Origin of the sequence: Nibrella viscosa (assembly GCF_039541875.1) — a bacterium.
Lineage (GTDB): Bacteria > Bacteroidota > Bacteroidia > Cytophagales > Spirosomataceae > Nibrella > Nibrella viscosa.
The window spans coordinates 91,916-112,388 of record NZ_BAABHB010000003.1 but is presented as its reverse complement, the minus strand read 5'-3'; the positions used below and the strand labels follow the sequence as shown (position 1 = coordinate 112,388).

Sequence of the window (20,473 nt, the reverse complement as noted above, 5' to 3'; positions counted from 1 at the left end):
AAAAACAGATGAATCAGTCAGCCTTTTTTCAACTAATAATCGTTAACCACTTCAGTATCAGCGGCTCAAATAAACTAAATACCTGCTCACTAATCCAGCACCCAGCTGCTCACCTCAGCTCAAACGTAACCTTAACCTGCGCCGGAATAATTATTTTCTGTGGGATGTCCAGCAGCCCGGCATCGACACTGGCTTTTTCTGAACCATACCCGACCCTGACAGAAGTATCGACATACCGGCGCTGCAGCACCGGGTCAGTTTCTTCCGTATCCCGAACGCTCAATACTCCCCCAAGTGTCCGGCCCGCCGACCGGGCCATTATGGTTGCCTTTTCGCGGGCTACCTCAATGGCTTTTTCCAGGGCTTTTACTTTGCTCTCTTCGGCTTTGGAAGAGCCAAATGCCGCACTAAACTGGTTGAAACCTGCTCCGATCAGCGCTAGCTGCAGGTCGGCATATCGCTTCAGATCATTGAGTTTAAAGATAATCTGCTGCTCGGTAACAACCTCCTCCCGGCGCTGACCCGGCTGTGGATAATAATCAACATTCTTACGGACGTTGAGCAGGGTGTAGGTAATGTCTTTTTCATCAATGCGAAAGTCGCGCAGCACCTGTATCAGCTTTTGCTCAGCCGCCTTATGGGCGTTGTATGCTTTACGGGCATCGGTAGGGTCGGTATAACGCAACATAACCGAGACCTGCACCTGATCAGCAGGCAATTCAAACCGGGCATCGCCCAAAACAACAATCCGGTTAATGGGTAAATCGGCAGTAACGGCACCGGGTTGGGCACTTACCTGGAGCACCATCAATAACCCTACGACTAGTAGAAATAAACGCATACATGGAGTGAAGATTTCTGTTGATCCTGTTGCAAGGTAACGCAGCGCCTGCACAATTCTTATGAAATTCTAATTAGTTGTTAAGTAGCCTCTCAGAAGTACGAGGCTATTTGCAGTGACCCTAACAGATCTAGTTCTAACAGATCAAATATAACAAACTAATTATAAATCGTATGAGAACGCTCTTTAACACGTTGATTGTGGCTGGTCTCACCTGTCTGAGTCTGACCACCGTCAGCGCCCAGACCCCGAATCAGACCACCCGACAGGCGATGACGGACCTGGAAGCAAAGCGGCCCAAGCAAGCCGAACAAACCCTACAGCAGGCAGCGCAGCAGCAACCTTCTCCTGAATCCTATTTTTTCCTCGGGCAGTATTACCTGAAAGCTAATCAGCCCGACAAAGCCCAGGCCGCTTTTGAAAAAGGCGCGTCTATGGAAGACAAAAAGAGTTACCTGAACCAAATTGGTCTGGGTGGTGTGGCCCTGATGCGGGGCGAAACCGGTAAAGCCGGCGACATTTTTGCCGAGGTAGAGAAACGGGCAAAACGAAAAAATCCGGACTGGCTGTACCGCATGGCCCAGATGTATGTAATAGCTGACTCCAGCCACCGCAATCCGCAGGAAGCCCTTCGGTTGATTAATAAAGTGCTGGACGATAGCAAAGTCGAGAAAAAGCCGGGTTATTATATCGTGAAAGGCGATGCCATGCAACATCTCAACAAAGGGGGCGATGCCGTGTCAGCCTATGAATCGGCCCTGCAACTCGACGCCCAGAATGTTTATGCCCTGACGCAAATCGGCCGGATCTTTAAGAACGGTAAAAACTATCCGGTTGCCCGCGATAATTTCCTGAAAGCCCTCAGCATAGATTCAACCTATACACCGGCTTACGATCAGCTGGGGGATCTGTACTTCCTGGGCCGCAATTACCGCTCGGCAGCGTACAACTATAAAAAGGTGGTGGATAACTCCGAGGAAAACTTTGACGACACCTTTCAGTATACCAAGATGGCGTTTCTGGCTAAAGATTATCCGAACATGATAGCGTACCTCGACCGGATCAAAGACAATCCGCAGTTGAAGGATAGTAACCCCGTTCGGCGGATGTATGCCTACGCCTACGTAACCGACGATTACAAGAAGTACGATGAGGCTAAACAACTCATGGAGGAACTCATCAAAACGACTCCGGAAGATGAGCAGTTCACCATGGATTATGCCGCCCTCGGCCGGGCCTATGCCAACATAGATGGAGAGGGTAATGACTCCCTGGCCATTGTGTACCTGACCAAAGCTACGGCCGATACCACCGAAAACCTGTATGATGATATTGCCGGCATCTATTATAGCAAGCTGAAGCAGTATAACAACGCAGCCCGGGCGTATCAGCAAGGCATCGAATGGAAAGAAGCCAACAACAAAAAACCGGTCAGCCAGGACTACTATAACGTAGGGCGGAGCGCCTACTTCGGCTTTACAATCAACAAAGACAGTACCCTTACCGGCCTGGCCGACTCTTCGTTTGCCAAACTCTACGAAGTCAATCCAGCCTATACACGGGGGCTGCTCTGGCGGGCACGCATCAACCGCTACATGCCCGACGATAGTGCCAACCAGCGGGCCGTAGAATTTTATCAGGCCTTTGCCGAAGCGTCTGATACCGATTCGCTCCGAACTGCCGATAAAACCCTGGAAAAAGATCTGACGGAAGCGTACGGATTCCTGGGCTATCAGGCATATCAGGATAAAGAGTACAACAAGGCAGTAGATTACTTCAATAAGACCCTGGAGTTTGACCCGGAACACAAAACCGCTAAACAACTCCTGGAATTTATTGATAAAAACAAGCTTGCAACGACCGGCCAAAACGCAGCCGGCGTCAAGACGGCGTCGAGCCGATGAGTGAGTGGTTGGATAATTGTAGTATTAGTAATGCGTAAAGACAAGTAACGGGCTCCCTTAAGGGAGCCTTGTTCTTTTTTGGCAAAGTTCATTGTCTGATTTGCGTATACAGCGCCGAAAACGCTGTATACGCAAATAGCAGAGTTGCCGTTTATCAGATAATTGCCTTAGCTTTGATAAACAGTCAATGGGTTGCCCGATGAAATTTTTCCTGTATCTGTTTTCAGTCGGTGTTTTACTGGGGTCATTGTCGTGCCGGATGGTTTCGGTTGACGAGCGCACCGCACCGGTCAATTCAAATTCACTCGTCGTGTATCAGATTAAGGCGGGTCAGCATTTTTCGCAGCAGGATGCGCTGCGCTTTACCAGCAAAACTACGCTGACGTTTGAGGCCACTTTCAATGAATCGGCTATGTATCAAAGCCGCGAGCCCGGCAACCAGGGCGATATAAATAAATTGTACGGTTTCTCCGATTGCAACACCCACCACCAGACCAACAGCGCCCGGTTCGGCTGGAACTGGACCGGCAACGCCCTGCGCATTTACGCCTACTGCTACCAGAACAGCAAGGTGATTGCGCAGGAAATCGGGACGGTTAACCTGAACGAAACCAACACCTACCAGCTTGCCATTGTCGGCAGCAAATATGTATTCCGGCTCAGGAACAAAACCGTGGAAATACCGCGCGGGTGCAGCGAAACCGCCACTCAGCAGCGTTACAGGCTTTATCCGTATTTTGGGGGTGACGAACCAGCCCCCCACGATGTGACTATATCCATCAAAGAACTGTAACGAGTTGTCGCGTTGCCGCCGGTCACAGGCTGTCCATGGTTGTTACGGGTATATCTTGGGTGGCGGTTTCCTTCAGCGGAATGTGGGCTTTCTGGTCGTACTGGTAGCCGTCTTCGCAGAGCGGCCACAGCATCGGGGCCAGAAACAGAGTGGTCGCTTTGAAACCCTGCACAATGGCGGCCATGTTGCCGGTACCCTTGGAGAGGTCAGCTTCGTTTTCCATCTCGTAGGGACCCGCAAAGCCCCGCTCGCGCAGCACATCGCAGAACGCCCGCCAGTCGTGATTGTCGGAGCCGCCGAAGCCAGGCATCAGGCATTCGTAATTCATCCGTGCCCACTCGTGCGCCGGCAGTGGCACTCCGGCCCGTTTGGCCAGCTCTTCATTCACGGTTTGCATAGCATACATACCGCCCCAGTACGTCCGGGCGGTGTTCTGCAAATTACGGGTTGCCTTAACGTGGATACGCTTCAGCCGGCTCATATCCGTCTCCCGGATTACGTCTACCGGATTGGTATGCTGCCAGACATCATGCGAAGGGTCGTAGATTTCGCCGTGGTTTGGGCTGGGAATGAGCTGATACATCAGCTTCCGGGCCGCCAGCACCCCGGTCAGGTTGTTGAACGTACCCGTATAGGTGGTCGGTCGCCAGCCCTCCATCGGGCAGTTTTCGTACAGGATGGTTACCCCCAGGTCTTCGGCGTATCTGATGATGGGGCCAAACACGCGGGCATACTCCTCGAGATTCTTCTGAAAACCACCGTCCTGATTACCCAACTCGTGGTTATAGCCGACAAAAGTACCCACTTTCACATCGTTCTGATCGCCCCCCAGCAGGTGCGCCATCCGGATAAGCCGGAGCAAATGGTCCTGGTTTTTCCGGCGCTGCCCCGGATCACCCCCAATCAGGTTCTCGAAAGCGCCGATGGACAGCCGCAGGTTATTCGCATTAAAGGTTTCCAGCAGTCGTTTGGCGTCATCCAGCGAAAAGGATTCGTAGTTCAGGTGGGTGGCAATATGGTCGCTGCGGGTACCGTCGCGCCGGAACACACACAGGTCGATTCCCTGAGCGCCAATTTTACGAGTTTTTTCAATGACTTCGCTTAGTGTCAATTGGGGAAAAGCCGAGCTCATCACCCAGATAGGGTTGTTTAGGGCAGACATGGGTGGTTTGAGGTTTGAAGTTTGAGGTTTGAAGTTTGAGGTTTGAAGTTAATCAAGCGCCGGCAACTTCAAACCTCAAATCTCAAACTTCAAACCAAACTCCTTAACAGGCTGTTGCGCAGAAAACATTTTTGCATGTCATCGTCTGTTTCTATTGTCTGGCTGCGCCGGGATTTACGCCTACACGATAATGCCGCTTTGTATTATGCCCTTAAACGTGGCCACCCGGTTATTCCGCTCTTTATTTTTGACCGGTTGATTCTGGACCCGCTGGAAGACCGGCGCGACCGCCGGGTCGAGTTTATTTACCAGCAGATTGTTTGGTTGCGGGAGCAGTTGGCCCAGATGGGCGTTCCCATGCTGGTACGCTATGGTCGGCCGGTAGATGTCTGGAAGGACGTGCTGGCTGAGTATCCGGTGGTGGAGGTATTTACCAACCACGACTATGAAATCTATGCTAAAGAGCGCGACATCGTTATTCGCAATCTGCTGCAGGAACGCGGAATCGGCTTCCATACCGCTAAAGATCAGGCGATCTTTGACCGCGACGAAGTGCTTACCGGCGGCAAAACACCCTATACCGTTTTTACGCCCTACAGCCGGCGCTGGCACGAACAACTGAATGACTTCTACCTGAAATCGTACCCCACGGAGCGGTACTTTGCCAGTTTTTACAAAGCCGTGCCCTTGCCGATGCCGACATTGCAGGAGATGGGCTTCGAACCACTCGGTGAGTCTTTCCCCAAGCCAACCGTTGATGAAGACTTGCTGCTGGCCTACCAGAAAATGCGGGACTATCCTGCCCGCACCGGCACCAGCGAACTGGGTATTCACCTGCGGTTCGGCACCATCAGCATCCGCGACCTGGCCCGGCAGGCACAGGCCACCAGCCCCACCTTTCTGAACGAACTCTGCTGGCGCGATTTTTACTTTCAGGTGCTGCACTACTTCCCGCACGTAGAGCGGCACTCGTTCCGGCGCGAGTACGACAACATATCCTGGCGAAACAACGAAGCTGAGTTTGAACGCTGGTGCGCCGGTGAAACCGGCTACCCCATTGTGGATGCCGGTATGCGGCAGTTGAACGCAACGGGATGGATGCACAACCGGGTCCGGATGATTACGGCCAGCTTTCTCTGCAAGCACCTGCTCATTCACTGGAGCTGGGGTGAAGCCTATTTCGGGAAAAAGCTCCGCGACTACGACCTCTCGGCTAATAACGGCGGCTGGCAATGGGCGGCCGGATCGGGTACTGATGCCGCCCCCTATTTCCGGGTATTCAACCCGACGCTACAGGCGCAGAAATTCGACCCCAAAGGCGACTATATCCGGAAGTGGGTTCCGGAACTGAACAGCCTCAACTACCCAGTTCCGATGGTAAACCATACCTTTGCCCGTGAGCGGGCCATTGAAACCTACCGAAAAGGCCTCAGGCCCTAAGAATGGTCTGTAAAAAGAAGGACCATTGCATAAAGTAATCTAGGGGTATACCAGCAGAGTAGATACATTTGTAAGATACCCCATCCGCCCTGATATATGAACGATCTCTTCCTGGTACGAGCTATCAACGAAGGTTTGCAGAATCAGCAGACCAGTTTGGTCGATGCGGTTGTGCAGGCTCACAAAACGGGTAACGTAGTGGTGCATAGCAACAGCGGCAACTACTGGGTAGTTTCGCTGGCCAATGCGCTGGTGCTGGTAGAGGCTGGTTATTCCATAGCCTCGCTGCCGGAGGCTCCGGTTCAGGTGAACAAGTAACGCTCAGTTAAACCGTTCCGCGTATTTCTGAAAGATGTTGTTGTATTCGGAGAACCGCTGAGGCTTGGTAATAAACAGTGCGGCTCCCAGGGTATTCGCCCGGTCTTTATCAAGATCGTTTGATGAGGTAGTAAAGATGATAACCGGTACATCTTTCATCGCCTGATTAGCCTTCAGACTGGTTAGCACCTCAAACCCATCGATACCCGGCATGTTCAGATCAAGAACAATCAGTGTAGGACGTATACCGGCCTGACTTACCTGACGAAGAAACGCCCCGCCATCCTCAAAGGACCGGAGCTTACAGTTTGTACAGTTACGGGAGATAGTTTCCTCAATGAACAAACGATCGTCCTCATCATCATCAACAATGAAAACCTCAGAATCTCTTCTCATTGATATAGCTGGTTAGAAGTGCCTTTCCCCAGGCAAACCGTCTCCCGGACAAAAGTAAACCCGTTAACTAATTAATAATTAACGGGCTCTTTTCTTAATTTGTGCGCTCGAAGGGAGTCGAACCCCTATCTTCAGAACCGGAATCTGAAATTCTATCCATTGAACTACGAGCGCATTTCCGAAAGCCTTACGGCTGAATTGGGATGCAAATATAATGGACTATTCAACAAATCGCAAGCTACTTTCCCGAAAAAAGTGCCTTTGTCATCGTTCCAGCGTCTTATAGCCTTTTACTATCGTCTTACAGATCGGCGGCCCAGTCTGTATACCAGCGTATCACTCATAACGCGTAACTCTTCATTCTTAACGCCCTACAGTAACCGCATCGTCTCAAAGTCCCCTACCGATTTCAGGTACAGAAAGTGAATCAGCAGCCCGTTCACATTATTCACCAGTTTATGCGCTTCGGGCAGCGTAGCCACTACGGTGGTAATCCGTTCAAACTCGGAGGCCACGCCCATGTTCCGGTGGTGGAAGCTCATAATCTCGGCGCGGGACAGCTCTTTTTCCACAAAGAAGTAGTGCATAGCCTCGTCACTGGCACCGGTGCTGGGATACCACAGCCGATTATTCAGTTTAACCAGATCACCGGGGGTTACTGCCAGGCCAATCTCCTCGCCTACCTCGCGGGCACCTACCTCGGCGGGTTCATCGTCGACGTCCACCATGCCGGCCGGGTGCTCGTAGGTGTGCGAGCCGTCGCAGACGCGTCGCTGCCGCACCAGTACCACAAATTTCTCTCGTGTGTCGTTGTCGATCAGCACCACCAGCACCGATACGGCATGGCCTTTCAGGAAAACAACGGGCGGTATTTTGTCGCCCTCCGGCGTATCGGCATCAATCGTGAGCAGGGCAAAGAGCACTTCGCCGTTGTGCCGGCGACGGACATACTGCTCCTGCACCTCGTTGAGTTTTATTCCGTTTATGGCCAATTGTTGCTGCCAGAATTTAAATTTGTGGGCGTCGGTAAGGGCTTCCTGCTTTTTTGTCATAGCTGCATGTATGTCTGTAAGGCTGCCGTTAAGAAGAACGGCTTGCCGGCATAGCTACCAATGTGGTGCCAACAAGCCGTTAAACTCCGGATAGAGCTTTCTGGTTTTACTTTTCCGTGAGCCGTACCGGTGACTGTCCTACATAGCGTTCAAAAAATTCATAAATCCGCAGTGTCCGGTCGATGCGCTGACGCACGTTGCCCGAGCGGCTCAGCTCGTGCGTAGCGCCGGGCATCCGGACGTATTCGACGGGCCGCCCCAGCACTTTCAGGCTTTTGTAGAGCATTTCGCTCTGGATAACGCCCGTCCGGAGGTCGTTTTCGCCGTGTTTGATGAGCAGGGGCGTCCGGATTTTGTCCACAAAGGTCAGCGGGGAGTTGGCATCCAGTACCGACTGAATGTCTTTCTGCCAGGGGTAGCCGCCGAAGTAGTTCGGCACCAGTCGCCAGGCATTGCCCTCACCCATAAACGTAGTCAGGTCGTACACCCCCCGCTGCGAAAAGGCCGCTTTGAAGCGGTTGTCATGGGCCACAATCCAGGCGGTCAGGTAGCCCGCATAGGAGCCTCCGGTAATTACCTGCCGGCTGGTATCGGCCCAGGCTTCTTTGGCAGCATCAGTGGCAGCCGCCAGTACGTCTTCGGCCGGGCCGGTGCCCCAGTCCTGGTAGTTGGCTTTCTGGAAATCCTGCCCGTAACCGCCCGAGCCCCGCGGATTGGCGTAGACAACACCATAGCCCTGCGAGCAAAAGAACTGAAGCTCATGCCACATGGAGGGTTCACCCGGCCCCCACATGGCAGTCGGCCCACCGTGCATCTGCACCAGCAGGGGGTATTTCTTACCGGCTTCGGCAAAAGCGGGTTTCATGATCCAGTACTCCACGGTCTGCCCTTTTGCGTTGCGGTAGGTGCGCTTTTCGGGCTGGCTCAGCACTTTGGTGGTTACCCAGTCGTTATGACTGGTGAGTCTGGTGGCATTGGCGAAGGTAGCGGTTGTCATGCCTATGGGTGCTACATAGACCTCCGACGGATTAGCCACTTCCGTTTTGGCAAAAACCACTTTATCTGTTGAGATACCAAAGCTGCCGATGCCACTGTTAAAATCCGATAGCTGCGTTACCTGTAGCGTATTGCCGTCTAGCCGGTATAGCGGAAAGCCGCCGTTGGCAGGAGCCGTAAAATACAGCATATTGCCCGCTACAGGAACCTTTTTACCTTTAGCTATTACCGGCGTTACCGGAGCCCACTTTACACTACCGGCCGACCGGTCGAACGCGACGATCTGCGGAGCCGAAGCAGTAGTACCGTTCAGCGTGGCAAGTGCCAGTTGCGGGAAACCTACACTGCCCGGCGTGCTGGTCAGCAGCGCCAGTTGACGACCATCCGGCGAGATTGTGGGGGCAAAATAGCTGCGCCCGGCCTGGGCCAGAACGGTAGTGCGCTTGCCGGAGCCGTCGGCGGCCAGCCAGATAATCTGATTCTCCTGCTCCCGGTCGGGGTGCTTCAGCGTATCGCGCTCGGTTACCGCCAGCAGGCCGTTGTTGCCTCTCCATTCGGCTCCCTGGTAAGACTGATAGCCACGGGTCAGTGGTCTGGCCGCAGCGCCTTCCCGAACCTCAATCACGTACAGATGTGCAAATTGCAGCTCCGGCTCGGTGGTCGATTCGCCCTGGAAGTCGAGCCGGTTTACGACTTTTGCTTTTTTGTCTTCCACATCTTTGTTCAGGTACGCCCGGATTTCGGCCAGCGTGCCGTCCGGATTCGGCTTCACCGATTTATCGGGGGTAATAAAGCTGTTGGTAGCAAAGCCCGGCTTCTCCAGCGACCACGACGGCAGCCGCTTGCCCGGATTCAGCACGGAGTCTTTCAGCATGTCCGACAGGCTCAAATCGGCGCTGTACACCAGCTTTGTGCCATCGGGCGACCAGCGCGGGTTACCGGCCCCGTATTTGCCGCTGGTGAGTTGCCAGGCTTCGCCCCCATCCAGCGGCATGACAAAGATTTGCGGCTTGCCTTTCACCGTGCGGACAAACGCAATTGATTTCCCGTCCGGCGACCATACCGGCTGACGGGCGCTCTCGCTGCCTCGGGTCAGGGCTTTCGGGGTAGCCCCCGGCTTCAGGTCGAGCAGGTAAATGTGAGTGCGGTAATCGTACTCGAACGCTTCACCGTCTTTTGGTTCGATGATGGTCAGGGTGTACACGGCCCGCTGCCCGTCGGGCGATACGGCCACGGCACCGGCCTGTTTGATGCGGGTCAGATCGGTAGCGACAATAGCGCGGGGATTATCGTTCGGTTTGGCGGTCTGCGCCTGAGCAACCGGATTGACCAGCCACAGCGCCACGCCAATCAGCAGCAATTTCTTCATGCAGGTTTTTCGAGTGATAAAACAAGCCATGAAGGTACACAAAAAAGCCGGACAGACTGTCGGTCCGGCTTTGCTTCAAAAGGCTATTTCCCATGGGCTACCTGGGAGCTCCCACCAGTTCCGTAATTAACCGGTCGGCCTTGTAGATATGCCGCATGGCCGCAATAATGCCGCCGGTATGGACAGAGATACACCGGTTTAGTTCGGGCACGAAGATGAATGAACCGGGCAGGCTTTCAATATTTCCGTCAAAGGCTAAGCCTACCGCTTCCCGGTTTTTGTTGATGATTGGGCTACCGGAGTTACCACCGATGATGTCGTTGGTAGAGATAAAACACATCGGCTCCCGTAGCAGGGCCATGGGCGGGTTTTTCCAGCGTGCCGGCAACGACCAGGGAGCTTTCCCGTTGAAGGAGTAATACCGGTCATACAAGCCGGCATACGTGGTCATGATAGGCGCTATGGTGCCGTTGTAGGGGTAGCTTTTCACCACGCCATCGTTGATCCGCAGCGAGAACGTAGCATCGGGCGGGAAGCTGGTTCCATAGACATCGTACAGTAGTCGGCCGAGTTGCTGCCGTAAGACCTCCTGCCGGGCGCTGATTTGCCGGGCGCTGCCGCTGGCTGTCTGATACCGTTTCACGGCCTGCCGGGCCACCTCCAGCATCGGGTCGTTGGAGGTGGTGATGGCCATTGCGCCTTTAGTGATCAGGTCGTTGACGAAGGCGGGGTTGGTCAGTTTTGTTTGCGACAACAGGTACGAGGCCGCTTCTTTGGGTGAGCGCCCGCCCAGGGCTGCTTTCACATACGGGTCATCATTACCTAAAGCCGTCTGCACCTCGCTCAGGTGCGCAGCCAGGTAAGCCTCCTCCAGCGACCGGGATTTTACCACGGGCGGCTCCAGCATGGTCCGGATACGATCGGCCATTTGCGGCTGTCCATTGATGGCGTCGCCGTACAAGGCCAGTAAATATGCAAAGGCAAGAACCTCGCCCTGCGCCAATGGGTTCGGTGCCAGATACGTATTGTCATTGAACAGCTTCCGCAACTGCAGCGTGTTGGAGGTCAGGTACTCCCAAACCGTCAGCCGCGCGGCATCTATCCCTTTGCTGCGGGCATCGGCCTGAAACTGCTTTTCAAAAGCCGATTTACGGGCCAGCAGGTACGGGTCACGCAAACCGGCAAGTTGCCCGTTGTATGCTTTATAGCTGTTCTCGAAGCTGAAAATTTCATTCTGGATACTGTCGCTTTTGACGGTAGCATTGTAAGCCTGAAGGGCACTGGAACGGTTGCGGAGCAGTTGCAGAATATACGGCATCCGATAATCCCGGTCGTATTCCAGTTCCGCCGTGGTTTTCAGCCGCTCGGTATTGCCAGGGTTACCCGTCACAAATACCGGTTCGCCGTCGCGAATGCCGTTGGGGTTGAATTTAAAATAATGTGTGGTTTGCAACGGCTTGCCGTTATCATACACCCGGAAGAAAGAGCAATCCAGTGAGTAACGCGGATAGGTGAAGTTATCCGGGTCGCCCCCGAAAAAGCCGAGCTGCAGTTCGGGCATAAACACCAGCCGCACATCGGTATACCGCTTAAAGCCGTACAGCGAGTATCGACCCCCGTTGTAAAATGAAATGGTTTGCAGTTCCAGCCCTTTCCAGCCTTCGCGGGTCTGGTATTCCTTTTTTATATCGTCAAACGCCTGTTCACGGGCCTGCAACTGTGCCTGCTCGGAGGTATTCGCACTGATGGCCGACTGCACCCGGCTGGTAATGTCTTCAATACGCACCAGTTGATCGACAAACAGGCCCGGCACCTTGCGTTCTTCGGCCCCGGTTTTGGCAAAAAAGCCTTTGTTGACCAGGTCCTCACCCTTGCGCTGCACCGCTACCCCCGATTCGCGGGCACAGTGATGGTTGGTCATCACCAGGCCGCCAGGCGACACAAACGAGGCCGAGCAGTAATCGGCAAAGCGCAGAGAGGCCAGCCGCACTTCCTCAAACCACTTATCGTCGGGGCTGAAATTATAGGTCTGGCGGAAATACTCCTTCGGCGGATTATCGAAGGTCCACATCTTACCCAGGTCGAAGCGCCCGGCTTTGACGGTATCCGGATTCAGCGTGGCTTGCTGACCCTGGGCGGCCGCAACCAGCAGGGTGAGGAACAAGGCCCCGGTCAGCCTTTTTTTATCAATCAGATGTTGATTCATACAGGTTAAAACAGGCAAAAGGATAGTAAGACACCAATCCGGTAAAGGTAAGCGTTTCCCTTATATGAACGAACAGGCTTACCCCATCTCGTTCTTCAGCATGAACTCCTGAGCCTCTTTATCGCCCGGCCGGACAAACGGCCGGATGATGAGCCGGGTGCCGCGCTCATAGGTAAAGAGTCGATACATCCAGTTACTCAGTACGATCAGCTTGCTCCGGAACCCGATGAGGTAGTAAATGTGAACCACCAGCCAGATTACCCAGGCAAAGAATCCGCCTATGTGCCGGTTACCAGGCAGGTCGGCTACCGCCCGACTGCGCCCGATAATGGCCAGCGACCCTTTGTCGAAGTACTCGAACTCCTCCATTTTTTCGCCCCGAATGGTCCGGTTCAGGTTTTTGGCCAGCAACCGGCCCTGCTGAATAGCCGGCTGCGCTACGCCCGGATGGCCGTTGGGAAACTTATCGGTTTTCATCAGCGCAATGTCGCCGATGGCGTAAATATCAGGGAACCCTTCAATTTGGTTGAAGCGATTCACCATCACCCGGCCACCCCGCGCTATCACCTCGTTTGGTAATCCGTCGATGAGTGCCCCGGTTACCCCGGCCGCCCAGATTACCGTATGGGAGCGGATCTGCTCACCACCCTTAAGCGTAACCACCTCGCCATCGTACGTTTCCACCAGGGTATTGAGCTTCATGTTGATACCCATGTCTGTGAGGTACTTGTACGTCTTCTGACTAGCCTCCGGCGACATAGGCGGCAGCACCCGGTCGAGGCCCTCCACCAGGTAGATATTCATTTTGCTGAAGTCCAGTCCCGGATAATCGCCCGGCAGCACGTGTTTGCGCATTTCGGCCAGCGACCCGGCCAGTTCCACGCCCGTAGGTCCCGCGCCCACAATCACAAAGTTGAGCAGGGCCTGCCGGATATCCGGATCTCTGGTAATACTAGCCTGCTCGAACGATTGCAGCAGTTGGCTGCGGAGGTTAAGCGCTTCGGGAATGGTTTTAAGCGGAAACGAATATTTTTGTACCTGCTCATTGCCGAAGAAATTAGCTTTAGTGCCCGTGGCAATGACCAGGTAATCGTATTTGAGTTCGCCGATAAGCGTTACCACCGTTTTGGCCTGCGGATTGACGCCCGTGACCCGAACGAGCCGGAAGTGGAAATCCTCGTAATCTTCATCGAACATCTTCCGCAGCGGCTCGGCAATGGCGTCGGGCTCCAGCCCGGCGGTAGCCACCTGGTAGAGCAGCGGCCAGAAACCGTGGTAGTTCTGCTTGTCGAACATCACGATCTGGAACGCTTTATTGTCGAGGTTTTTGGCGAGGTTGATACCCCCAAACCCTCCGCCGATGATGACTACCCGCGGCTTGGTCGTATCCGGTATATTCAGGGAAAGATTTTCAAACTTTAACATAGGAAGCCATTGAGATTATAGTCAGGTAGCGCCGACTTGCAGCCGGCTTAAGTATTTACCTGATTTCGATGGATTTGTTTACTACTATAACCCCAAAAATCTGAAAATGGCTAAAGGAATTACTTACGGTCCTATGTCCTGAAGGCTTACTCCGCTCGCCCGCGATTGTATTGTGGACGAGCGGAGTAGAGACATCACTCCTTCCATTGATTCTTTCAGTATATTGAAAACAAATCCGGCTCTTATCCACCCATGGCTACGATTTGTCTTTCATGAACAGGCTCCTCATTCTTCCACTGGCCCTCCTGCTCTGCAGTTTAACCCCTGCGGATGATCCGCCAGCAAAGCGTTACCCGAAACACCGTGTGTATCGGACAGATCTGGGCGATCACATTGAGGAGATTACCGTTCACGACCGACACGGTCGATTGGCGACCGTTCGCTGTTTTGACAGAACCGGCCGGCGTATGTCAGAAGAGCATTTCCAGGACTACCCGCTTCGCATCAGACACGGCCAGACGCGGTACTGGTACAAAACCGGTCAGCTTCAGCTAGCCTGTGATTTCAAGAGAAACCGGATCAATGGGCCGCTAGCGGCTTACCACGAAGATGGATCACCGAAACGCCGGGAACAGTACCGCAACGGCGAATTACGAACCAGCCAGTGCTTCTCACCGGACGGGCAAGCCCGCCCTTGTCAGCCGCTGCTGACAACCGTTGACTTTCCGGGTGGACAAAAGCCATTTGTGGAGTTCCTGCGGGACCGCCTGGACCGTCGGAAAATAAATCTGGTTGATGCGCCGGCGTTTATAACTGTAGAAGCTACCGTACATAAAGACGGAACCCTGTCTGGGCCACGAACCCTGCCGGCTGTTAAACTGCGGCCACTACCGGAACAGATTATAAATCAGCAGGTAGCAGAAGCTATGGCCAATATGCCTCCCTGGCGACCGGCTGCGCTGGATGACATTCCAATAGAAGCGTATGTATTGATAAGTGTTGCTTTGCGAGACGGGATTGTTCACCAGGTCAATTACGAGGTATACGCATTTTGACACCGTAACGCTTTACCCGGCGTTTACCGCAGCCATGCGGTGAAGCAATAGTAGGCTACCCAGTTTCTGCAGGACAGTAGGTAAACACGTTTACTTCAGAGGCTCAACCCGGCAGACAGGCGGAACTTGCCGACCCGCAACCCGTATAATAGCCCTACCTCACTGACTTTAATAGCGGGCTCAACCATTGGCACAAGTTCACCACTAACAGAATACCGGGCGGTAAGCACTGTAGGTATCTGGCTGAACTCATAACCGGCCGCCAGCATGGCGCTGGGCAGATGCGTTTTGCCTATCCCCCCGCTTAACCAGAACCTGGACGGAGAAACCGTTTGCCCATATAAACCGCTAACAGACAGCAGCGAAACGAAAAGTAGTCCCCAATATACCGTTGATTTTCTCATAGTGAAGGTTGAATACTGGCGCAATATACGCCAGTATTCAACCTTCAGGTACGATGTAGCGAGATAGGTGCTGCTTTACGAGCGACATCTATTTTTTTCCGTTTACTCGTATTGATACGTGGCCGTGATTGACGTAACAGTTGCACCCGATTGGGTTTGAACTGTTTTCCGGCTTGGGTATCCCTGTTCGTTGTACTGATAGGTATACGTCTGAGTCGAACGAATCGTGTTGCCATCGGGATCGAGAGCGATCCGTTTGCCAGGATTATTTACGTTCATTTTTATCTGCGGCAGGTACGGATAAAACTCCGTCAGATTTTCAGCACTTTTCTGTTGATCATACCCCTCGTACCGGGTGATGGATGCCAGCGTATAAACCTCTTTACCAGGCTGCTTTACCGACATTTTTTCTTCCGTCACATTGCCCCAGTTATCGTAGGTATAGCTTCGCTTGATTTCAGTACTTCCTTCTTCCAAAGGGTCAAGAACCTGGGTAATCAGCTCACTTAATTGCTGTTGCGCATTGTACGCGTACGTATGGCTAAGCGCCAGCCGGTTGCGGCTATCGTACTCTTCCGAACGCTTGAGTTGACCGCCTTCGTAATAGTATTTGTTGTAGTAGCCCTTATCAAGAGTCACGGTCGTTAATTGGCGGTTCGCGTTGTACGTAAAATCAGCGCTGAGCTGTCGGATGGCACCGTTGACTTACCTGGTGATGGATAGTTTATCAGATTAAAACTACTATAAAGATCCAGCCAGTATCATCATAGTTGTAAGGACGTTGCGTAAAAGGAAGCTGATTGAGTAATCGGTCAAGGAGGTCCAATAAAGTACCCAAAACGTCATATGAGCGTTTGTCCTCAACAAATTAGCCAGGTTTGAGGCCAAATTTGGTTTACTCAGTATATCTCCTAACTTTACTCAGCATATTGAGTAAATTATGTTTGAGCGCAACGAAATAGACCTGCTTAACGAGCGATTACGGGAGCCGCGCCGATTCATACAGGTTTTGATGGGTCCCCGACAAGTAGGAAAGACCACCCTGGTACGTCAGCTTATCCGGAAGCTGGATTTCCCATGCCAGTATGTCTCGGCCGATGCCGTTGGGGCGGCCAACGTAGCCTGGATTGCTCAGCAATGGGAGACGGCCCGCTTTCTGCTCAAAACCTCCGCAGCTACCGAGGCCCTCCTGATTATCGACGAGATCCAGAAGATTGATAACTGGGCCGAACAAGTCAAAGCCCAGTGGGATCAGGACTCCTTCAGCCAAACGCCACTCAAGATCATCCTGCTCGGTTCTGCCCGCCTGCTCATTCAGCGCGGTCTGAGTGAGTCACTGGCCGGCCGCTTTGAAACTATCTCTCTCACCCACTGGACCCTGGATGAGATGGAGCAGGCGTTCGACTTTTCTACCGATCAGTTTGTTTACTACGGAGGCTATCCGGGGGCGGCCCCGCTAATCGGCCAGCCGGATCGGTGGCGGGATTATGTGCTCAACAGCCTGGTTGAAACCACCGTCTCCAGGGACATTCTGATGATGACCAGGGTAGATAAACCGGCGCTGCTACGGCAGTTGTTTGAGTTAGGCGGTAGCTATTCCGGGCAGATCCTGTCGTATACCAAACTGCTGGGGCAACTACAGGATGCAGGCAACACCACTACCTTATCGCATTATACGCAACTGCTGGATTCGGCGGGGCTGTTGAGCAGTCTGGACAAGTACGCGATGGACAAAGCCCGCCAACGAGGGTCTATACCCAAGTGGCAGGTGCAGAACAGCGCCCTGTTTTCGGTGTTTTCGCCCTACTCGTTTGAGCAGGTACGGGCCAACCCGGTGGAGTGGGGCCGTTGGGTAGAGACCGCAGTCGGTGTACACCTGAACCGGTCGGTCCGCCTGGGTAAGCTTACCCTGTTTTACTGGCGCGAAGGGCCGAATGAGGTCGACTTTGTGTTAAAGAGCGGCAAACAGGTAGTGGGTCTGGAGGTAAAAAGTGGCCGCTTCCGGCAAGCAGCGGGTATGGTTGCTTTCCAAACGAAGTTTAAACCCCATAAAGTGGTCCTGATAGGCCAAACCGGTATACCCTGGCCCGACTTCCTGCGGGCCGATCCGGCAATCTTGTTTTAGCAATTGTCTTCCTTCTATATAGGGCAGGTTAATTGCTCCTGCTTTTTTGGCGGCTACGGAACTTAATCAGCCATGGAACTATTTCGTCTTCTAGTATAGCTATTTTGTATACTAATGATACGGCCGGACGCAGGGTAGACAGGTTAACAACACGAAGCCGATGGTAGTTAGGGAAAACCCTAAATTTCAACCGGGTGGGGTTTTCACTATTCCGAAGGGGGCACATCAGTCCTATTTTTGCTAAACAATATTCAATTTACAGACAGAGTTTTATAAAAGTCGGCACCAGTCCAACACCATCCACGACAAAAACCATTGCTAGATACCTTATTTAACCGCGTTCTTTATCACCAATAACCCTGGCAACTATACCTGAGTACATGATACGAGTGTTGATCGCCGACGACCATAATGTGTTTGTGGAAGGCATTGAGTCCCTTATTTCGGGCTCGTCGGCAGTGGAAGTGGCAGAGCGTTGTTATGATGCTCAATCAGTAATGACCCAGTTGAATCGTACGCCCATCGATGTGGTGTTGCTGGATATTTCGTTCCCGCAGATTGATGATGGCCTTACGCTTTGTGAGCATATTACCCGCACCTATCCGCAGACGAAGGTGATTGCCCTCACCATGCACGACGACGCCAGTCTGATTAAACGGGTGGTGAAGAAAGGGGCGAAAGGATACCTGTTGAAGAACACCACGAAGGTAGAGTTGTTGCAGGCCATTCAGGCCGTGTACCAGGAGAGGCAGTATTTCAACGAAACGATTACCAACATCCTGCTGAACGACGAGCCAAAGCCAAAGAAGCCGGCATCGGGCGTTGGCCTGAGACCGAACCTGACCCCCCGCGAATCGGAAGTGCTGGCCCTGATTGCCCAGGGTCTGACCACCCAGCAGATGGCGGCTCAGTTGTTTGTCAGCGTCAAGGCCGTTGAGTTTCACCGCAGTAGCCTGCTTATGAAATTTGGGGTTCCTAATACGGCCCTGCTGATCAAGACTGCCATGCAAATGCAGTGTATTGACTAAACCAAACCTATATAGACGTTTATAGCCGTTGTTGCTTAACCCTATGCCCGTTGTATCTCTGTCCCGAAACGTTTGTCTGGTAACGCTGTTCATTTGGTTGAGCAGCGGGTGCCTGGCGGTACAGGCTACGCCGGATTCTTCGTCTGTTGCGCTTCTGAAGAAGCAGATCAGCCAACTGGTGCAGGACAAAAAGCACGGAGCAGCCGCAAAAGCCTACGAGCAGTTGGGGGAACTGTACCAGAAACAGTATGGGTATAACAAGCACACGCTGGATGCTTACTCCAGCGGGCTGAACTATTACCATATGCTGGGCGATTCGCTGGGGTATTATAACCTGCACATCATCATCGGCGACTACTATTCGCAGGATGCCTTTATGCAACCCTACGCCCGCCAGTATCTGCAACGGGCGCTGCAGTACTTCAACCGGGTCAACAACATGCCCAAGGTTCTCGAAACCCGGCTCGGTCTGGCCAATCTGGAGCAGCGAAAAGAGCCGGTGGCTCACACCCTGATTACCCAGCTTCGGGAAATAGAACGCTTAAGTACACAGCATACGCAGCCCTATTTTCAGGCGTATGCGCAGAACCTGCTGGCCAATACCTATAACCGGAACAAACAACCGGATTCTGCCCGGTATTTCGCGCAGAAAAGTCTGGTATTGTCCCGCCAGGTGAATGTTTCCTGGCTGATTGCCCTCAACTACTTCTACCTGGGACTGGTTGAGCAGTTTAAGGACCGGCCGACTGAAGCCATCCGGAATTATCAGCAAAGTTACCAGCTCGCCAAAGCCGAAGGCAATACGGGTTTGCTGAAAGAACTGTCGCGGCACACGGCCGATAGCTACTCGCACATGGGCGACTATAAAAACGCCTACGCTGCTTTGCTCAGGACGCTGGACCTCACCAATGAACTGTACTCGTCGGAGCAGACCAAAAGCATCCGCTTACAGGAGCTGGATACCCAGATTAAAACGCTGGCGGTTGAGAAGCAACTGGCCGAAGAGCAGAGTCGGCATCAGCATGTACTTAATTCAATGCTCGTAGCCGGTCTTGTTATCAGCATCCTGGGCGTAATCGCGCTGTTTTTTCTCCGCCGGCAGCAGAAACTTATTGCCCACCAGCAGGCCGTGATTGCCCAGCAGCAGATCCGGGAGCTGGAGACCAAATCCCTCCAGGCCATGATCGAGGGCCAGGAAAGCGAGCGCAGCCGCATTGCCCGTGACCTGCACGACGGCCTGGGTATCCAGTTGTCGCGCATCAAACTGTTCGTTGAAGCCCATCAGGAGTTGTTACCCCGGTCGGTGAAAGACCCCCTGAACCAGTTCCTGGACGAAGCCTGCAAAGAAACCCGGTTGATTTCCAACGACCTGCGACCCTACGCCCTGTCGATGTTCGGGCTGATTCCGGCGCTTGAAGATCTCGTGCAGAAGCTGAACCTGGTCAATCAGACCAAGCTGACCCTTGAACATTACGGCGAAGTGCCTGCCCTGAGCGACGAAGCCTCGGTGATGATTTACCGCGTGGTACAGGAACTGCTGAATAATGCACTCAAACACGCGCAGGCCGAAGCCATTACGGTACAGATCATGACCAACGAAGAAGCCGTACTCATCAGCGTGGATGATGATGGCCGGGGTGGCGACTTCGACACCCTGCCCTCCAAAGGCAACGGCATCGCCAATATCAACTCGCGTATAGACTACCTCGGTGGTCATGTCGAGTGGCATAGCGAACCCGGCAAAGGCACGTCGGTGATGATTTCAATACCGATGCGAAAGCTAATCCTGAACCCTCAACCTGCTTTAGTTTAAACCGTTTATGAACCACAAACCCAATAAATGTTTACCCATGTGCCGGTACTGTCCTCCTGAAATAACCTGATTTATTTCCGGAGTACGCGTTCGCTCACAGAACTCTTTTCTCCTGCTGACCCGCTGTTAAGCCAATCACTCCCGGA

The 20,473-nt window shown here is 53.1% G+C and carries 17 protein-coding genes and 1 tRNA gene; 8 read left to right on the top strand and 10 right to left on the bottom strand.

All coding sequences use genetic code 11. The annotated features are described in order from the left end of the window. Window positions 1-109 precede the first annotated feature (109 nt). The gene (locus tag ABD931_RS09055) at window positions 110-841 is read right to left on the bottom strand and encodes an SIMPL domain-containing protein (RefSeq protein WP_345266180.1); all 732 of its coding nucleotides are present in this window, start codon (window positions 839-841) and stop codon (window positions 110-112) included. A 173-nt stretch (window positions 842-1,014) separates the two neighbouring features. Here ABD931_RS09055 and ABD931_RS09050 point away from each other — a divergent pair, with 173 nt between their 5' ends. Continuing rightward, window positions 1,015-2,745, top strand: a complete 1,731-nt coding sequence (locus ABD931_RS09050; protein ID WP_345266178.1) for a tetratricopeptide repeat protein — start codon at window positions 1,015-1,017, stop codon at window positions 2,743-2,745. Window positions 2,746-2,944: 199 nt separating this feature from the next. Next, window positions 2,945-3,538: a hypothetical protein gene (locus ABD931_RS09045; protein ID WP_345266176.1), complete on the top strand. Its 594-nt coding sequence runs from the start codon at window positions 2,945-2,947 to the stop codon at window positions 3,536-3,538. Window positions 3,539-3,560: 22 nt separating this feature from the next. Here ABD931_RS09045 and ABD931_RS09040 read toward each other — a convergent pair whose 3' ends face one another. Beyond that, window positions 3,561-4,700 (bottom strand): sugar phosphate isomerase/epimerase family protein, encoded by a 1,140-nt coding sequence (locus ABD931_RS09040; RefSeq protein ID WP_345266174.1) that lies wholly within the window; start codon window positions 4,698-4,700, stop codon window positions 3,561-3,563. Window positions 4,701-4,835: 135 nt separating this feature from the next. On the opposite strand from ABD931_RS09040, the gene ABD931_RS09035 reads away from it, so the two are divergent. Together ABD931_RS09035 and ABD931_RS09030 are read left to right on the top strand one after the other, a co-directional pair. Next, window positions 4,836-6,140, top strand: coding sequence for a cryptochrome/photolyase family protein (locus ABD931_RS09035; protein ID WP_345266172.1), 1,305 nt, complete (start codon window positions 4,836-4,838; stop codon window positions 6,138-6,140). A 96-nt stretch (window positions 6,141-6,236) separates the two neighbouring features. After that, a complete protein-coding gene (locus tag ABD931_RS09030) occupies window positions 6,237-6,458 on the top strand; it encodes a hypothetical protein (protein ID WP_345266170.1) in 222 nt (73 codons plus the stop codon). Window positions 6,459-6,461: 3 nt separating this feature from the next. On the opposite strand, the gene ABD931_RS09025 is transcribed toward ABD931_RS09030, so the two are convergent. From ABD931_RS09025 to ABD931_RS09000, 6 genes are all read right to left on the bottom strand, one after another. Beyond that, window positions 6,462-6,854, bottom strand: coding sequence for a response regulator (locus ABD931_RS09025; RefSeq protein ID WP_345266168.1), 393 nt, complete (start codon window positions 6,852-6,854; stop codon window positions 6,462-6,464). 102 nt (window positions 6,855-6,956) lie between these two features. Then, window positions 6,957-7,028 (bottom strand) — tRNA-Arg (locus ABD931_RS09020). Between the two features lie 197 nt (window positions 7,029-7,225). Next, window positions 7,226-7,906, bottom strand: a complete 681-nt coding sequence (locus ABD931_RS09015; protein WP_345266166.1) for an NUDIX hydrolase — start codon at window positions 7,904-7,906, stop codon at window positions 7,226-7,228. Between the two features lie 106 nt (window positions 7,907-8,012). Continuing rightward, complete coding sequence (locus ABD931_RS09010) at window positions 8,013-10,271, bottom strand: S9 family peptidase (RefSeq protein WP_345266164.1); 2,259 nt, start codon at window positions 10,269-10,271, stop codon at window positions 8,013-8,015. A gap of 97 nt (window positions 10,272-10,368) precedes the next feature. Continuing rightward, window positions 10,369-12,477 carry a S46 family peptidase gene (locus tag ABD931_RS09005; protein WP_345266162.1) on the bottom strand — a complete coding sequence of 703 codons (2,109 nt, stop codon included), beginning with the start codon at window positions 12,475-12,477 and terminating at the stop codon, window positions 10,369-10,371. 78 nt (window positions 12,478-12,555) lie between these two features. After that, entirely contained in the window at window positions 12,556-13,902 is a 1,347-nt protein-coding gene (locus ABD931_RS09000; RefSeq protein ID WP_345266160.1) for an NAD(P)/FAD-dependent oxidoreductase, read from the bottom strand. A gap of 365 nt (window positions 13,903-14,267) precedes the next feature. Here ABD931_RS09000 and ABD931_RS08995 point away from each other — a divergent pair, with 365 nt between their 5' ends. After that, window positions 14,268-14,957 carry a toxin-antitoxin system YwqK family antitoxin gene (locus ABD931_RS08995; RefSeq protein ID WP_345266158.1) on the top strand — a complete coding sequence of 230 codons (690 nt, stop codon included), beginning with the start codon at window positions 14,268-14,270 and terminating at the stop codon, window positions 14,955-14,957. A 95-nt stretch (window positions 14,958-15,052) separates the two neighbouring features. On the opposite strand, the gene ABD931_RS08990 is transcribed toward ABD931_RS08995, so the two are convergent. Both ABD931_RS08990 and ABD931_RS08985 read right to left on the bottom strand, forming a co-directional pair. Continuing rightward, entirely contained in the window at window positions 15,053-15,361 is a 309-nt protein-coding gene (locus tag ABD931_RS08990; RefSeq protein WP_345266156.1) for a hypothetical protein, read from the bottom strand. A gap of 102 nt (window positions 15,362-15,463) precedes the next feature. Further along, a complete protein-coding gene (locus ABD931_RS08985; RefSeq protein ID WP_345266154.1) occupies window positions 15,464-16,000 on the bottom strand; it encodes a hypothetical protein in 537 nt (178 codons plus the stop codon). A gap of 301 nt (window positions 16,001-16,301) precedes the next feature. Here ABD931_RS08985 and ABD931_RS08980 point away from each other — a divergent pair, with 301 nt between their 5' ends. From ABD931_RS08980 to ABD931_RS08970, 3 genes are all read left to right on the top strand, one after another. Continuing rightward, window positions 16,302-17,486, top strand: coding sequence for an ATP-binding protein (locus tag ABD931_RS08980; protein WP_345266152.1), 1,185 nt, complete (start codon window positions 16,302-16,304; stop codon window positions 17,484-17,486). Between the two features lie 380 nt (window positions 17,487-17,866). Continuing rightward, window positions 17,867-18,514 carry a response regulator transcription factor gene (locus tag ABD931_RS08975; protein WP_345266150.1) on the top strand — a complete coding sequence of 216 codons (648 nt, stop codon included), beginning with the start codon at window positions 17,867-17,869 and terminating at the stop codon, window positions 18,512-18,514. Between the two features lie 43 nt (window positions 18,515-18,557). Further along, window positions 18,558-20,327, top strand: a complete 1,770-nt coding sequence (locus ABD931_RS08970; RefSeq protein ID WP_345266148.1) for an ATP-binding protein — start codon at window positions 18,558-18,560, stop codon at window positions 20,325-20,327. Window positions 20,328-20,473 lie beyond the last annotated feature (146 nt).

Excerpts from the sequence above, each read along its gene's own strand:
- ABD931_RS08980 (WP_345266152.1), top strand. The coding sequence starts at position 16,302 with ATGTTTGAGCGCAACGAAATAGACCTGCTTAACGAGCGATTACGGGAG.
- ABD931_RS09040 (WP_345266174.1), bottom strand. The coding sequence starts at position 4,700 with ATGTCTGCCCTAAACAACCCTATCTGGGTGATGAGCTCGGCTTTTCCC.
- ABD931_RS09000 (WP_345266160.1), bottom strand. The coding sequence starts at position 13,902 with ATGTTAAAGTTTGAAAATCTTTCCCTGAATATACCGGATACGACCAAG.
- ABD931_RS09035 (WP_345266172.1), top strand. The coding sequence starts at position 4,836 with ATGTCATCGTCTGTTTCTATTGTCTGGCTGCGCCGGGATTTACGCCTA.
- ABD931_RS09045 (WP_345266176.1), top strand. The coding sequence starts at position 2,945 with ATGAAATTTTTCCTGTATCTGTTTTCAGTCGGTGTTTTACTGGGGTCA.
- ABD931_RS08990 (WP_345266156.1), bottom strand. The coding sequence starts at position 15,361 with ATGAGAAAATCAACGGTATATTGGGGACTACTTTTCGTTTCGCTGCTG.
- ABD931_RS09015 (WP_345266166.1), bottom strand. The coding sequence starts at position 7,906 with ATGACAAAAAAGCAGGAAGCCCTTACCGACGCCCACAAATTTAAATTC.
- ABD931_RS09005 (WP_345266162.1), bottom strand. The coding sequence starts at position 12,477 with ATGAATCAACATCTGATTGATAAAAAAAGGCTGACCGGGGCCTTGTTC.
- ABD931_RS08975 (WP_345266150.1), top strand. The coding sequence starts at position 17,867 with ATGATACGAGTGTTGATCGCCGACGACCATAATGTGTTTGTGGAAGGC.
- ABD931_RS09010 (WP_345266164.1), bottom strand. The coding sequence starts at position 10,271 with ATGAAGAAATTGCTGCTGATTGGCGTGGCGCTGTGGCTGGTCAATCCG.
- ABD931_RS09050 (WP_345266178.1), top strand. The coding sequence starts at position 1,015 with ATGAGAACGCTCTTTAACACGTTGATTGTGGCTGGTCTCACCTGTCTG.
- ABD931_RS08970 (WP_345266148.1), top strand. The coding sequence starts at position 18,558 with ATGCCCGTTGTATCTCTGTCCCGAAACGTTTGTCTGGTAACGCTGTTC.
- ABD931_RS09025 (WP_345266168.1), bottom strand. The coding sequence starts at position 6,854 with ATGAGAAGAGATTCTGAGGTTTTCATTGTTGATGATGATGAGGACGAT.
- ABD931_RS09055 (WP_345266180.1), bottom strand. The coding sequence starts at position 841 with ATGCGTTTATTTCTACTAGTCGTAGGGTTATTGATGGTGCTCCAGGTA.
- ABD931_RS09030 (WP_345266170.1), top strand. The coding sequence starts at position 6,237 with ATGAACGATCTCTTCCTGGTACGAGCTATCAACGAAGGTTTGCAGAAT.